This window comes from Methylomonas sp. MK1 (genome assembly GCF_000365425.1).
Taxonomy (GTDB): domain Bacteria; phylum Pseudomonadota; class Gammaproteobacteria; order Methylococcales; family Methylomonadaceae; genus Methylomonas.
In genome coordinates, this window is sequence record NZ_AQOV01000002.1 from 809,917 (window position 1) to 823,518 (window position 13,602).

Below are 13,602 nucleotides of genomic sequence, written 5' to 3' on the forward strand. Positions count from 1 at the left end.
CATGCAAGGCGATAAAAAAGTTATCGAATTTTTAAATAAAGCACTAGAAAACGAATTAACGGCCATCAATCAATATTTTTTGCACGCCCGGATGTTCAAAAATTGGGGCTTTCAAAAGCTGAATGAAAAGGAATATCACGAATCGATCGACGAGATGAAACACGCCGATCAATTGATCGAGAGGATTTTGTTTCTGGAAGGCTTGCCTAATCTGCAAAGCCTGGGCCGTTTGATGATAGGCGAAAATCCCAAGGAAATGCTGGAATGCGACCTTAAGTTGGAGCACCTGGCCTTGCCGTTATTAAGAGATGCGATTGCTTATTGTGAAAGCATCAACGACTACGTCACCAGAGAGTTGTTCGAGCATATTCTGGAAAACGAAGAAGAGCATGTCGATTGGTTGGAAACCCAGATGGAGCTGATCGAAAAAATCGGTATTCAAAACTATCTGCAATCGCAGATGTAAAAAAGCGCGCCATTCAAAAAAACTTTGCGGGGCCGGTTGCCGGCCCTGTTCGGGTAGTAAGCCCCGGCACTTCAGTATTGGGTCAATGGTTGTAATATCGTTGTTGCCCATCGTCTTTTGTATTTTCTTGAAATTCTTGAACACCCCCTTTTCTTTAACGGATTGCGGTATGTAGCCGCGGTCCGAATACTGTGAGACTTGATCATTGCCGGATGAATGAGACGCTCATTCTCGCCATCGCGGTTTTGATGTACCCCTCCAAGTGGACACATCTCCGTCTATAGTTATGCTGCCTCTCTTGCCCTAGGGTTAAAACATAGGCGCATTCTTATCGGCAGGTGGCCAACTTTCATAGATGTTCCCTGATGATGAATGAGTTATCCTTAGCGGTATTACAACATCGATGCCAAGGGCTTTAGGCCTTGGTTTGGGCCGTTTTTGGTTAAAATGGCCCTTAATACGCTGACAACACCGAAAACATTGATAGGAATTTATGCCGCAAATTATGCCGCAAAGTGCTTTTACGCTGGAATCGTTGCTGGAAACTCATGATCTGCCGCTGATCATAATCGGCGCCGATTTACGCATCGTGGCAGTGAATCGCGCTTGGGAACATAGTTTTGGCGTCATGCGACAGAATCTGGTCGGTCAACCGTGCTGCGTCGAAAACCGCAATTGCCGCCATCAGCGCTTGTTTCAGACTCTGGAAGCCTACGCCGGTATCTTTGCCGACACCAGCGATACCAGTTCCCAGCGCTCATTCAGTGCGCGCGGTTTTCCGTTGCTGGATGCCGACGCAACTTTATATTTGGGCGAAACGTTAACCGTATTAAAAAGGTCCGCGGCTAAAGGCGACGAGGCACCGGCCATGATCGGGAAGTCAGCGGCGTTTGCACAATATAAAACCCGGTTGCAACAGGCGGCCGATACGCAAGCACCGGTATTATTGCTTGGTGAAACAGGCACCGGTAAAGAATTGGCCGCCGAATTTGTGCATAGCCATTCCAGGCAGGCGGATGGCGATTTTGTGATTGTCGATTGTACGATTCTTGGCGAAGAGTTATTTGAGAGCGAATTGTTTGGGCATGAAAAGGGCGCTTTTACCGGCGCGACATCTGCAAAAAAAGGCTTGTTCGAATTAGCCAATAATGGCACCTTGTTCTTCGATGAAATTGGCGATCTGCCGCTATCGCAACAACCCAAGTTATTGCGAGCATTGGAAAGTGGTCAATTTCGGCGAGTAGGCGGCACGGCGATGCAAAAAGCCAATGTCAGAGTGGTCTGCGCTACACATAGAAATTTAGCCGACATGGTCAAAGCCGGCCGGTTTCGCGAAGATTTGTTCTACCGCTTGTCGGTGTTTCCGGTCGAAGTGCCGCCACTGCGGCAGCGTAGACAGGATTTGCCCTTATTGATCGATCATTTTTTAGCGCAGTTAAACACGGACGCCGATGGCGGCTATGCGATTACGCAATCGGCTTTAATCAAGCTTATCCAATATGCCTGGCCCGGCAATATCCGTGAGCTGAGAAACTGTCTGCAATTGGCGGCCGGCTTGTGTAAGGACAAGAGTATTCAAGAAGCCGACATTCATTTCATGCAGCGCCAAGGGGGCGTTGAGTCGGCCGCCGCCAGCGAGGCAAGTGGCGATGCGCATCCCCTACCGATTAACAGCATGGCGCAATTCGAGGCGGAGTTTATCAATAGTTTGATCAGCAAGTATCAGGGGAATCGCAAGTTGATAGCGGCGGAAATGAATATCAGTGAACGAACGCTGTACCGTAAACTTAACCGACTCAATCTGAATTAAGCGGCGGAGCAATGATGGAATCTAACCTGATAAACTGGACGCTTGATAACATTGGTAGCCGGCAACGCAACGGTTTGACCCCGCCGCGCGATATGCGCGAGACTATCGCCCAGATTAAAGCCTTGCCGCCCTTGCCCGGCAGCGCGCTGCGCATATTGAACCTGATCGCCGATCCAAGTGCGGATGCTCGTAAATTAGCCGACATCATCGAACTCGACCCTTTATTAACAGCGCAAATTACCCGCTGGGCCAGTTCAGCTCTGTACGGTTATCGTGGTCAGATCACGACCGTGCATGATGCGATCACTCGCGTGTTGGGGTTTGATTTTGTATTGGATTTGGCTTTGGGGTTGGCGGTGCTGGCACCGTTGAAATCGCCCAAGGAAGGGCAGATAGGCACGCGGATGTTCTGGACCCATGCCTTGGCCAGCACCCGCTTGATGGCGCAGTTGGCCGCCGTTATGCCTGTCGCCGCACGGCCGGAGCCGCAAGCCTTGTTTTTATCCGGCTTGATGCACAATATCGGTTTCCCATTGCTGGGTCATCGTTTTCCTGACGAATTTAGTTATTTGAGCGGCTTGATCAACGCGAACCCTAGTCTGGCTATTTTCAATCTGGAAACTTTTGCCTTCGGCCTCAATCATGCCGAAATCGGCGCTTGGCTGATGAATGTCTGGTCGATGCCGCGCATGATTACCGATATTGTCTATCACCATCACAACCCCTACTATCGCGGCGAAAACCACCAACTGAATCTGTTGACGTTTTATAGCGATTGTCTGTTGGGACGTTTAGGCATAGGCGACGCATCGAACCAGGTGTGTCCGGAAGACGTGCCGGAATTGCTGGGTTTGGATGAGGCTGTTTGTCTGGAAATACTCGATAGCCAGAATGACGATTTAGTGAAAATTCTAGCGACTGCGGAACAACTTACCGATTAAATTTGCCGCCTGTTATCGTAAAGTGGGCGCTTAGAAATTCTTCGGCGCCCCATCAATCAACTCAGCACTTAATCGCGCAATATCGCATTGCGGCGGTCCGATTGCTTCAGTATGCCGCCTAGTATCCACATTTGATACATGGACACGGTCCACATAAACGCGAAGGAAACGCCCAAGCCTGCGCCGGCAAAAAGCACCAACAAGGCAAAGTGTGGATTGAGTTTAGTCAGCCACCATGAGGCGATATCTATCAGTAGAAACAAATAGGGCATCACGATAGCGGGATATTTGTACTTGCACGGTACCCCAGTACTAAAGCTGAAAATGATGCCGACAAACATAAAAATAAAACTGATGCCGAACAAATGGATATGCGATAGCCGTGTCAGCGATTGAAACGTTGCGCCTTCATTCGATTCCGTCAGCTTTTTTAAGTTTTCGAATTTGGTGAAATCGGGCAGCGAACCGGCATTGGCTCCATGGCAGCCAGTGCAAAATTGCTCGACGATGGGTTTAATTTCCTTGTTGTAAACCGCTTCGTCGCCGCCATCCCTGACCCATTGAATGATTTTGAAGCGCTCCTGTTCAGGCGCGTTGTATTTCATCGAACCGTTTAGTTTGGATTCCAATACCGAACCGGAGCGGTCGCCATAATAGCTGTAAACAATATCGTCCATCGACAAACCGAATTTGCCGTCGGCCATACCGTGGGTAAACAAAATCTGGATTAATGCCATCAAATAACCGGCGGCTATTGTGGTTAGATAACCGGTGAACAGCAGTTTGATCGAGAGGCCGAAACTGATCAGATTAGCGCCTTTGTAGGCATATTTAACGGGTGTTTCGTTGCGATCAGGCATAGTTGCAATCCGGGTTGTTGGGAAAGTTATCGCTTCGAGCAAGGCTTTAAGAGGGAGGCAAAAGCCTTGCCTCCCGTGCCAAGCATATTACTATTTTTTGATGTTTTGGTAGTAATAACCCAGTTCGCTGATTTCTTCGTCGGTTAAGGTTTGCGCGATGATGCGCATCCGGCTGTAGATGTCGTTGTGACGTGTACCATCCTTAAATGCATGCAGTGTGGCCGAGATGTAATCCGCATTTTGGCCGGACAGCGCTGGAATGTCGACCACTTGGCCCTTGCCGTCACCGCCGTGACACACTTCGCAAGGCGGCAACACCCGTTCGCTACTGCCGCCTTTAACCAGAGTTTCGGCTTTTTCATAGACCATGTCAGTCTTTGATTGGAACGCTGGCGTTTGCGAGCCGAACCATACCGCTAAATCGGCAGCGTCTTGTTTGCTGAGCGTTTTAGCCAAACCCGACATCATCGCGTTATCCCGGCTACCGTTAGCGTAGTCCTGCAATTGCTTATATAAATAAGTCGGCAATTGCCCGGCCAGTGACGGGAAAGCCGCTGAGGTACTGATGCCTTTTTCGCCGTGACAGGCGTTGCAAGTCTTGGCCAGTTCTTCGCCTTTTTGCGGGTTGCCGGCTTTCACGAAATTTAACTGATCGGCGGTCCAGGCGACTTGCGAAGACGGTTGTGCAAACGCGGTGCTTGGCAACAATAATGCTGCGCTTAAAATGAGTTTTTTCATGATCAGACCCCCCATCTGCCTGAACCAAAGGTTTCCATCAAGAAAAATTGCAGGATCGGATAGCCGAAGGCAATTAGCATGAATACGCCTATCACGATGTTCCATAAGGTGAAGCTGTTTAGGTAGCCGGGCAAGTAGTCAGGGCTGTCGAACTGTTCGGCATATTCGACTTCACCGCTGAATACTTCAGTGCCGGTTTGAGTTTTATAGAGGTTATACATCAACAATCCCGCAGAAAAGATCAGTATCAGGCCGCCGAATATCATGGTTACTTCATAAGGCTCCCAAGACAAGGTCAATAAATTATTGTAATTGACACTGTCGATGCGTCTTGGTTGGCCCAATAAGCCCAAGATGTGCCAAGGCGTAGTCATGATGACCATGCCGACGAACCAGGTCCACAATTGAGTAGTAGCCAGCGAATTGCTAAATAAGGGCTTGCCGGTCAAAACCGGCCAGAAGTAATAGGCAATGCCGAAATACATGATGATGGTCGTGCCGCCGAAGATCAGGTGAAAGTGACCGGAAATCCAGGCGGTGTTATGCACCATGGCATTCATCGCGTAGCTGGCGTTGACCAAGCCGCCAAAGCCGCCAAAGATCAGCATCAACAAGCCCAGGATAATCGCCAGTACCATCGGATTGTGCCAAGGCAAGGCGGCTATCCAACCGAACAGGCCCTTACCCCCGCGCAACCGACCGGCAATTTCCAGTGAGGCAATGACGGTAAAGCCGGTAACAAAGGTCGGTAAGGTCACCACGAAAGTACCGATGGCATGCAAAATCTTCCAGCCGTGATTTTGTTCCGGGTCCATGTACAAGTGATGGAAACCGATCGGCAGGCTGAAGACCACTAGCAAAATAAAGGCGGCGCGCGCCATGATGTCGCTGAACAGATAACCGCCAGCCTGCTTTGGCACCAAGGTATAAAAGGCGGTGTAAGTAGGGATCAACCAGAAATAGACGATGGGGTGCAGAGTCCAGGCGAAGAGCGTCCGGGCCAGACCGGGGTCTATGGTGTCAATCAAGCCCAAAGCCCAGGGAATCAATTGGAACAATACCTCAGCGGCAACCCCGGCGCTGGTCCACAGCCATAATATAGCGTTGGCAGTCGTCGCAAACATTGCTAGCGGCACCGGTTTACCAGGATTTGCTTTTTTCCATTGCATGTACATGACGATCATCGTCACGGCCCAAAACCAGGAGCCCACCACCAGTAAGGTTGCCCCTATGTAGAACAAAGGATGCGCTTGCAAGGGCGGGTAAAAGGTAAACATCACCGAGGCCGCGCCACCTAACAACGGCAATGCAGCTAGAACCACGCCGGTTAATGCCACACCGAAGCCGGTCCAGGCGAAGGTTTTATTCCAAACCGGCAATTTCAAACTGCTGGTGGCTACGTAATAGCCAAAACCCATGATAAAGAAGGTAGTCAGCACAAAGCCCATCAACACACCGTGAGTACTGACCGAGGCGTAATACACTTCCCGCGATTCCAGAATTTTGAAAAAGCCGCTACGTTCGATGACTTGATAGCCGCCCATAACACAGGCCAGCGCGAACGCGCCAAATGCCACCCAGAAATGGGTCAGCGCCAGTTTTTTTTCCGCTGCGTTATCCATGATTTACTCCCCCTTGTTTGTTGAGCGCTTCCCACTGCGCTTTGCCGACTACCTTAATATTGCTCCACATGTGGGCGTGGCCCATACCGCAATACTCGTTGCACAGCAGCGGATAGTCGCCAGTATGGTGTAACAGGGTTTTGACTTGCGCGACATAGCCGGGCACGATCATCGTGCTCATATTGGTCATAGGAATGTGGACGCCATGAATGACGTCAAGGCTGACCCAGCGGAAGGTAATGTTGGTTTCTGCGGGTAAAACCAGGTCTTTAGGGTAAAACCCGTAACGGCCGGCCACCATACGGACAGTGATGCTCCCGTCGGGATGCTCTTGAACCCCGAGCTTATCTTCGGCAAATTCTGCCGACAGATGCAGTTTGGCCGAATCGATGGCTTCAACATTACTCGGGGCATGAATGCCATGGAATAATGCGGAAGATAAAATGACTACTACAAATAGTCCCGCGATCATTAGGGCAATAGCTGCCCACTGTTTTTCCAGTTGATGAATATGCATTGGACCCCCTAACCGATATGGCCACGAGGTAAGAACACCCCGTAATACATCAGCAGCCAAGCTATCACCATGCCGCCGCTGACGATCAGCATTAATGCCCAGGTACCGATTGGGGCGCTTTGCAGAATTTCTTTACGTTCTTCTTCAGAGAGATTGTTCATATCCTTCCTTCTTGTATGCGTTTTGATAGGAATTATGTTGGCAACCAACGGCATGAACAGCACCGGTTTCGTCATTCTTACTGATGACTTTACCATCTGATTGCTGGGGTAATCATACCCTTAGCTTCGGACTAATCGAAAGCGATAAATCAGTGGTACGAATTGTTAGAGGAGGATTGGCTGAAAGCTCACAGAGAACGCACTCGGCGGTTGACGGGCGGGGAGAACGTTGGAGGACTGGGACTTTGTTGATGCACCAAGAAACACTGCGCGGCAGGAAATCTCTTATGCAGCTTTCAAAAAGCCAAAAAACTGGTATTGACGGAGTCGGCATGTCACTATTTGGTGCAAATAGATAGTTCGACCCTATAAAAATTACCAGGACCCGCAAGTATGAAATACCAGAAAAGTGCCTGCAAGAGTCCGTGCCGAATCACTAACCAGCGATAACCACAATGAATCAGCCGATCGATGAATTTCAAGAAACTCCGCCCCGCCATGTGAAATATCGATTGCTCGGGTTTTCGAATGCTGCGTTATTGCTGGCGGCTTGTAACTTTGTGATCTGGTTGTTTATTTTATTTCCCATCTATGCCGCTACCGATGGTGTATCCAACAGCGATGGCTTACGCTTTTTAATTGTGGCCTTTATCGTGATGGATCTGGTTGGCTTAGGATTAGCTTCCGTGGCGATGTTCAAGTCGAAACTCCGAAAAACCATGGCTAACTACGGATTTGTGCTTAATATCGCGATGATAGGTTTAAATCTTTCGGTATTTCCGTTTTAAATAGAGGTAACTGTTCAGCATCGGTTTATAACTAACCTCAATCCCCCTTTGAAAAAGGGGACAGGCACATCTGAAAGATCGATGAATAATTACAAATAAAGATTACCCCCATAAAGTAAAAAAGCCTGTAGCAATGTGCTACAGGCTTTTTTATGTTGCTGGCTAACTGAGCTTCAGGTCCCAACAAAGGAGGGTATCGCCCACACTTTGTTGGTTGAATTTCTTACCAGGTCATCGTAACCACCGACTTCACATTCTTGGTCGGATTGTAGGTATAACCCGCCGCAGTCACACTGTTCAACGTATAGGTAGCGGAACCACCAGTCAGTTTTGTTGTAGTAGCAGTTTGGATAACGGTGCCTGTAGCGTCGGTTTTACTGGTAATAGTACCGGCAACCGAACCACTAAATGTACCTACTACAGTAGCATTTGCTACTGGCTTGCCGTTGGAATCGATCAATTTAACCGACATTTTTGCCTGCACATTGGTGCTTTTAACGATAGACATGCCTATCGTGGATACCCACATGGTCGGCAGAGGCGGTGCGGTAACCGTAACCTGTACCGTTTTGGTGTCGGTTAATTGATATTGATTGGTAACCAGCAATTTAACGGTGTAGGTGCCAACTGTCGTAAAAGTATGAGCTGGATTCGACCCGGTCGCGCTGGTGTTATCCCCAAATGACCATTGATAGCTGGTGATATTGCCATTGCCCACCGTGTTATTCGCCGAGAAATTAACCGTTAACGGTGCTGGGCCTGACAAAGTTGAGGCGGATATGGCGCCAACTGGAGGTTTTGTCAGGACAGTGCCAGCCGGCACGTAGCTACCGGTGATCTGGTATTGCCCCAAGCTGCCGTAAACAGAGTAGCCCGCATCACCGCTTACTGCCGCGCGACCTGAGCCTTCTACTGCCAAATAATATGTGCCTGCCGGTACGGATTGGTTGATGGCTGCTGTTAAAGTGGTTTCTGGCGCGTTGCTAGCCACCACGGTACCGCTAGCGTTGTATAAGGTCAACTTAATGTCCAGGTTTGGACCTACTGCTGCAGGACTGGCTGTCAAGTTAATAAGCCCGCCACCAGTGCTGACCACAAACATATCAGTATCGGTTGATGTTTCGATGACGCCGAAAGTTTGAATATTCAGTGCAGTGGCAGTACCGATATTTTTCAGAGAGCTTGCTGTACTTGGTGTATTACCGTAATCGTCGCTTCGAGCCAGAATGCCGTAACTGGCTAGGGTCCCAATATCATCCTGTTGATTGTTGGCGTTTGGATAGCTGCCCGGGTTCCATTGCGTCAGATTTTTGTAATAGCCCACACCCATAATCGGAGCCCAACTGGTGACGCCGGTACCGTGGCCAGCGTAATAGCCGGTGCTGGGTTTTTGGCCGTCGTGTTGCAGGCCCAGGTTATGGCCGGCTTCGTGAGAGACTGCTTCAGCGATGTATTTTTCGTTGTTTGCCAAGCCGTCTTGGAACACCCAGGCCGGTTGGTAATAAGCGTTGTTGACGAAATTGACTACGCCGACATAGGCAACACCGCCGCAACCGCAGTTAAATACGGTTTTGGTGACCACTACGCGTATCCCGTAGTTGGTATCCGCCGCGCTGGTGCGGAATAAGGCATCGTTAGTCGGCAGTTGGGTGGTCACGTCCACATCGAAGGCGATGTAATCTTCCGCGACCCGATTCCACATGCTAATGATATTACTGCGCTCGGTATCGTCGAAAACGCTAGGGTTGCCGGTCAGATCGTAAGCTGGCGCGTTAATGGTGGAGGCGGACCAAGCGGTGCCCTGAGCAACATGACCATCGAAATCCAGGTAAATGGTTTTGCTTGCACCAGGCTTGCTGTGCAATACAAAGGCGTTAGCCAGCGCCGCTTTCGATGCTATAGGTACCGGCGGATTGCTGGTGCCTGTTGTGCCGGCGACATTATTGGGCGAGACCAGATTACCGGCTTGCGTTTGATTTTGCTGATCGGCTGTATTGTCCACATATAATACTCTGCCGTTACCGTCGACCCGCATCGTCTCGTCTTGAGTCAACATTTCCTTGAATTTTTTCGGGGTCAAACCATGATTTGACGCCACTTTGGGCAAATCGGCACCCAGCATATCGATAGCGTATTGGCCTTGATAATTGACCGGCAATTCGACCATCGCACCTGTGTTAGACAGCGTAGTAGAGGCGTTACTGGTGATGGAAAGCGGATCGCTGCCGTCGCCGTTGGCGCCAGTATCGATGACTTGTTTGATTTTTCCTTGATCGTCAATTTGTACCGTATAGTTGCGGCCCTGCATCACAGTCGCAACTAGATCGCGGTTTTGGTCGAGATCCTTGCCGATCAGGCGGGATGTATCTGCGGCAAACGCAAATGTGGAAAAAAGTAGTCCGGCGGAAATAGCGGATGCCAGAGTTTTGGATTTTCTTAGGATATGAGTATTCATATCGGTCACCTTTGGAGTTTAACTTCAGTAAGCACACCAACCGAGCCAACTTACTGAAGCGAGATCGCCTAGCGGCGTCTCGGGGTAAAAATAGTGGTACCGTTTTGGTACCGGTAATAAACGATTAAATTTTCTAATCGGGCGGCAATGTAACATCCAAAAATATGCTCGGTGAAATACAGTCCAATTTTTTAGTGTTCAGTCAAAAAACGTCTGCGAAAAGTCTGGGTTGGCGCACAAAAATGTCCCAGCCGATACTGGTAAAGCGCACGAATAGGTTTATTTTTTGGTGAGGGTATTGTACGGACGAGTGTTAACGAACGGTTTGCGCGCCGATTATTAGCTCTCTAGCGCAGTTGGCTGATTGCTTAATGGGGGGCTTTAGCGATATGAAATCAGTTAATCCTTTGCAGCTATGCCACAATAGGCGGTTGGAATCATCTGTGTTTGTAAGCGGGGCTTTATAGAGCAACTGTGTGCGTCGATCAGTTGATGAAGGTCGGTAAAAAAGATGCTCACTGGTTGTTAACAGGCCGTTTTTGCCTTGGCGGCTTTTCACGAATGAACGCCGGCGCACAAAAGATTTCCAGCGTGGTACCTACTCAATAATTATTATTAGCGACGGTTTGCTCAGGAGCAAATATGCGAACAGTTAAATCAAAATTAAAAAAAAATCTGGTCATTTTTCTGGTGATGGCTGCTTTTTCTGTATTTAATCCAGCGCTTGCCGAAACGGCTGGGGCTGATGATAAGGATGCTCATCACGAACACAAGAGTATGGATTGGCCAGGGATTTATACTGGCTTAACCCCTTGTGCCGACTGTATCGGCGTGAAAACCACACTGGCCTTGAACAAAAACGGCAGTTATCTGCTGATGACCCAGTTTTTGGGGAAATCGGAACGGGAGTTTACTGAAAAGGGTAAGTTTGCCCCGGGTGAGAAAGCCAATACTCTGGTTTTGACGCCAAAGAATGGCTCAACGTCGCAGCAATATCTGGTTGAAAAAGATGCGTTGATTCAGTTGGATAAAAGCGGCAACCGGTTCACCGGCAAACTTGCGGATCGCTATATTTTGCGTAGAACCAGCGTCACCGATAAGCAGCCTGAACATTCCGGGCATTGATTTAAACCTTAAGCCGGGTGGCCGCGTGCGCTGGCGGCCACCCGGAGATTAGAACTGTTATATCGATTTCTGCTGGTTTTTGCGCCGAAAATAGACAATGGCTAAAAGTACCGTCAAGGCCAACGCGCCAAGCATGAAACGCGGTTCCACGACCTTCACCGAATGATTTTCGTCTTTGAATTTGAACTTGGCGAGTACGCCCAAGGCGGGGTCGGTAATGTCGATGGTAATCGATTTGGCGGCAAGATTTAAAAATTGCACTTCGCTGCCATCGAATGGCTTGTTGTTACGGGTATCGTTGCTGACCATGCCAGGATAAAGCGGTGTTTCAGCAAGTTGCGAGATGCTCAACTGCTTGGCGATTTCTTGCTCAAGCTCGCGAGTGGTTTTGCCGTCGGTTTTGATATGAATCGGTTTTTGGTCGTCTATCTTAATCTCGATTTCGCCTTGCAAGGCGGTGAGGGCTTTTTTCGAGGAAAAGCCGTCCAAATATTCCACATCCGCGCTGAACACCAGATCAAAAGCCACTTGCACGCCATCGGCGTTGAAATTTTTATCGGCAAGATCGAAACGCAAGCCTTGGTTGCTGTAATCTCTCACTGTTATCGTTGTCAACGAATAGCCGGTTTTGTTGGCGATGATTAATTCTGCTTGTTCCGGCGGTTGGGTAATGGTGATGCCGCGCCAATTCGGATCCAGCTGAATCATGCCGTCCTTCATCGATGTGAGCAGTTTTTTTGTGACCGCGTGAGGCTGTGTCGCATCATCAAATTTGTGTGCATTGAGAAAGCTCAAGCCGGTAGAGCGATACAGCTCTCCATCGTCGATACGCCATTCCGCCGTGTATGAAAACAGCGAATCGCTGGTTCTGCGAGGCATGCTGGTATGAATGCGCAATTTATCCTGCTCTGCCGGCGTGGTGAGTGCAAAGGCTGATTGGACAAAAACACCCGACGAACAGAATGTCAGAATGATGGCGAGAGTCGTTCGTTTCATCGTGGTTCCAAGCAAAAAGAAAATTACGTTAGCATAATGCGGCGTAAATGACACAACCTTTGATTAGTCGGACCTTAACGCCACTAATTTGTAGTGTTTGCCAGTGCTGATAATTTGCGGAAAACTAGACTTTGCTTCCTGGTGTTTGATCCGAAAAGGAGGCGGTTTATGTGTTCGGGAACCAAAAAAATTCACCGCTTGAAATAAATTTTCAAGCAAAAAATAGGGATATTGAGGCCGGCAAACACCACGTAGCAAGCGCTCGAATATATGTTCTGTACTACAATCCCAGTGCGCTGGGCGGCTGGGTGCTGAATCAGGCTGTTTTAAGTCAATAAGTTGCCAGCAGGGTATCGGTAAAATCCGAAGAGGGTAGAAGTGGACGAATCGATAGGGAGTAGAAATAGTGGGAACTAGAATTTTTCCGCTAAATTGTTCAAAAAATTAATAGATTAATAAGGAAATGCCGTTATGACATTAGATTCTCATGCTGCTAAATTAAAAGAAATGGCGGAGAAAATTATAGATTTTACGCCTCAAGAAATCAGTAGTATTACGCCGGAAGAAATTCAACGTTTATTTTATGATTTACAAGTTTATCAAATTGAGTTGCAAATGCAGAATGAAGAGCTGCAAAAAGCGCAATTTGAATTGTCCCGCTTAAATAATAAATTAAATTTTACCTACCATTGTGTTCCGGTGGGTATTATAACCCTAGATTATCAAGGCTTCATAGAACAAGCGAATCATACCTTTGCAGATATGTTGGGCTATAAAGCCAGTAAATTGCAGAAAACGCATTTTTCCAAGCTGATTTTCGAAGAAGACAAGAATATATTTATTCACCGTTTTGACGCTTTTTTCAAAGCGCCAACCAATAAAAGTTTACAGTTGCGTTTGCAAGGGGATAAGAATTTTGCTTTCCCTGCTTTAATCAAAGGTAATGCGGATGACGGTAGCGATACGGCAGGGGAATCGTTTGATTTGAAAACGCGTAAATTAATCGTGACTATCACAAATATTAGCGACGTGATAACAGACACAAATAAGACTTGAGTGTACTGTCGCAGCGTGACGGGTAAAGTTGTCCAGAGGCTTTATTAATTTAAACGATTGATATTAA

At 48.3% G+C, this 13,602-nt stretch carries 13 protein-coding genes; 6 read left to right on the forward strand and 7 right to left on the reverse strand.

Annotation, left to right across the window (positions count from 1 at the left end; genetic code table 11):
- Nucleotide 1: 1 nt before the first annotated feature.
- From bfr to G006_RS0120505, 3 genes are all read left to right on the forward strand, one after another.
- Nucleotides 2-466: a bacterioferritin gene (gene bfr, locus G006_RS0120495; protein ID WP_020485095.1), complete on the forward strand. Its 465-nt coding sequence runs from the start codon at nt 2-4 to the stop codon at nt 464-466.
- A gap of 493 nt (nt 467-959) precedes the next feature.
- Nucleotides 960-2,276, forward strand: coding sequence for a sigma-54 interaction domain-containing protein (locus tag G006_RS0120500; RefSeq protein WP_020485096.1), 1,317 nt, complete (start codon nt 960-962; stop codon nt 2,274-2,276).
- Nucleotides 2,277-2,287: 11 nt separating this feature from the next.
- Nucleotides 2,288-3,217, forward strand: coding sequence for an HDOD domain-containing protein (locus G006_RS0120505; RefSeq protein ID WP_020485097.1), 930 nt, complete (start codon nt 2,288-2,290; stop codon nt 3,215-3,217).
- Nucleotides 3,218-3,285: 68 nt separating this feature from the next.
- Here G006_RS0120505 and G006_RS0120510 read toward each other — a convergent pair whose 3' ends face one another.
- The 5 genes from G006_RS0120510 to G006_RS28925 form a co-directional block, all read right to left on the reverse strand.
- Nucleotides 3,286-4,077 carry a hypothetical protein gene (locus tag G006_RS0120510; protein ID WP_020485098.1) on the reverse strand — a complete coding sequence of 264 codons (792 nt, stop codon included), beginning with the start codon at nt 4,075-4,077 and terminating at the stop codon, nt 3,286-3,288.
- A gap of 90 nt (nt 4,078-4,167) precedes the next feature.
- Complete coding sequence (locus tag G006_RS0120515; RefSeq protein ID WP_026147194.1) at nt 4,168-4,815, reverse strand: c-type cytochrome; 648 nt, start codon at nt 4,813-4,815, stop codon at nt 4,168-4,170.
- Between the two features lie 2 nt (nt 4,816-4,817).
- The gene (locus G006_RS0120520) at nt 4,818-6,437 is read right to left on the reverse strand and encodes a b(o/a)3-type cytochrome-c oxidase subunit 1 (RefSeq protein WP_020485100.1); all 1,620 of its coding nucleotides are present in this window, start codon (nt 6,435-6,437) and stop codon (nt 4,818-4,820) included.
- Nucleotides 6,430-6,954, reverse strand: coding sequence for a cytochrome c oxidase subunit II (locus tag G006_RS0120525; RefSeq protein WP_020485101.1), 525 nt, complete (start codon nt 6,952-6,954; stop codon nt 6,430-6,432). The genes G006_RS0120520 and G006_RS0120525 overlap by 8 nt, the downstream gene beginning before the upstream one ends.
- 8 nt (nt 6,955-6,962) lie before the next feature.
- Nucleotides 6,963-7,115, reverse strand: a complete 153-nt coding sequence (locus tag G006_RS28925) for a hypothetical protein (RefSeq protein ID WP_026147195.1) — start codon at nt 7,113-7,115, stop codon at nt 6,963-6,965.
- 455 nt (nt 7,116-7,570) lie between these two features.
- On the opposite strand from G006_RS28925, the gene G006_RS0120535 reads away from it, so the two are divergent.
- On the forward strand, nt 7,571-7,903 hold the full coding sequence (locus G006_RS0120535) for a hypothetical protein (RefSeq protein ID WP_020485103.1): 333 nt from the start codon (nt 7,571-7,573) through the stop codon (nt 7,901-7,903).
- A gap of 223 nt (nt 7,904-8,126) precedes the next feature.
- Here G006_RS0120535 and G006_RS27285 read toward each other — a convergent pair whose 3' ends face one another.
- Complete coding sequence (locus G006_RS27285) at nt 8,127-10,358, reverse strand: PKD domain-containing protein (protein ID WP_020485104.1); 2,232 nt, start codon at nt 10,356-10,358, stop codon at nt 8,127-8,129.
- Between the two features lie 642 nt (nt 10,359-11,000).
- On the opposite strand from G006_RS27285, the gene G006_RS0120545 reads away from it, so the two are divergent.
- Nucleotides 11,001-11,483 carry a copper resistance protein NlpE gene (locus G006_RS0120545; protein ID WP_020485105.1) on the forward strand — a complete coding sequence of 161 codons (483 nt, stop codon included), beginning with the start codon at nt 11,001-11,003 and terminating at the stop codon, nt 11,481-11,483.
- Between the two features lie 57 nt (nt 11,484-11,540).
- On the opposite strand, the gene G006_RS0120550 is transcribed toward G006_RS0120545, so the two are convergent.
- A complete protein-coding gene (locus tag G006_RS0120550; protein WP_020485106.1) occupies nt 11,541-12,479 on the reverse strand; it encodes a hypothetical protein in 939 nt (312 codons plus the stop codon).
- Nucleotides 12,480-12,950: 471 nt separating this feature from the next.
- Here G006_RS0120550 and G006_RS0120555 point away from each other — a divergent pair, with 471 nt between their 5' ends.
- Nucleotides 12,951-13,535, forward strand: coding sequence for a PAS domain-containing protein (locus G006_RS0120555; protein ID WP_020485107.1), 585 nt, complete (start codon nt 12,951-12,953; stop codon nt 13,533-13,535).
- Nucleotides 13,536-13,602 lie beyond the last annotated feature (67 nt).

Bases quoted from the DNA above. Each gene is read 5' to 3' on its own strand.
- bfr (WP_020485095.1), top strand. From the start codon at position 2: ATGCAAGGCGATAAAAAAGTTATCGAATTTTTAAATAAAGCACTAGAA.
- G006_RS0120500 (WP_020485096.1), top strand. From the start codon at position 960: ATGCCGCAAATTATGCCGCAAAGTGCTTTTACGCTGGAATCGTTGCTG.
- G006_RS0120505 (WP_020485097.1), top strand. From the start codon at position 2,288: ATGATGGAATCTAACCTGATAAACTGGACGCTTGATAACATTGGTAGC.
- G006_RS0120510 (WP_020485098.1), bottom strand. From the start codon at position 4,077: ATGCCTGATCGCAACGAAACACCCGTTAAATATGCCTACAAAGGCGCT.
- G006_RS0120515 (WP_026147194.1), bottom strand. From the start codon at position 4,815: ATGAAAAAACTCATTTTAAGCGCAGCATTATTGTTGCCAAGCACCGCG.
- G006_RS0120520 (WP_020485100.1), bottom strand. From the start codon at position 6,437: ATGGATAACGCAGCGGAAAAAAAACTGGCGCTGACCCATTTCTGGGTG.
- G006_RS0120525 (WP_020485101.1), bottom strand. From the start codon at position 6,954: ATGCATATTCATCAACTGGAAAAACAGTGGGCAGCTATTGCCCTAATG.
- G006_RS28925 (WP_026147195.1), bottom strand. From the start codon at position 7,115: ATGAACAATCTCTCTGAAGAAGAACGTAAAGAAATTCTGCAAAGCGCC.
- G006_RS0120535 (WP_020485103.1), top strand. From the start codon at position 7,571: ATGAATCAGCCGATCGATGAATTTCAAGAAACTCCGCCCCGCCATGTG.
- G006_RS27285 (WP_020485104.1), bottom strand. From the start codon at position 10,358: ATGAATACTCATATCCTAAGAAAATCCAAAACTCTGGCATCCGCTATT.
- G006_RS0120545 (WP_020485105.1), top strand. From the start codon at position 11,001: ATGCGAACAGTTAAATCAAAATTAAAAAAAAATCTGGTCATTTTTCTG.
- G006_RS0120550 (WP_020485106.1), bottom strand. From the start codon at position 12,479: ATGAAACGAACGACTCTCGCCATCATTCTGACATTCTGTTCGTCGGGT.
- G006_RS0120555 (WP_020485107.1), top strand. From the start codon at position 12,951: ATGACATTAGATTCTCATGCTGCTAAATTAAAAGAAATGGCGGAGAAA.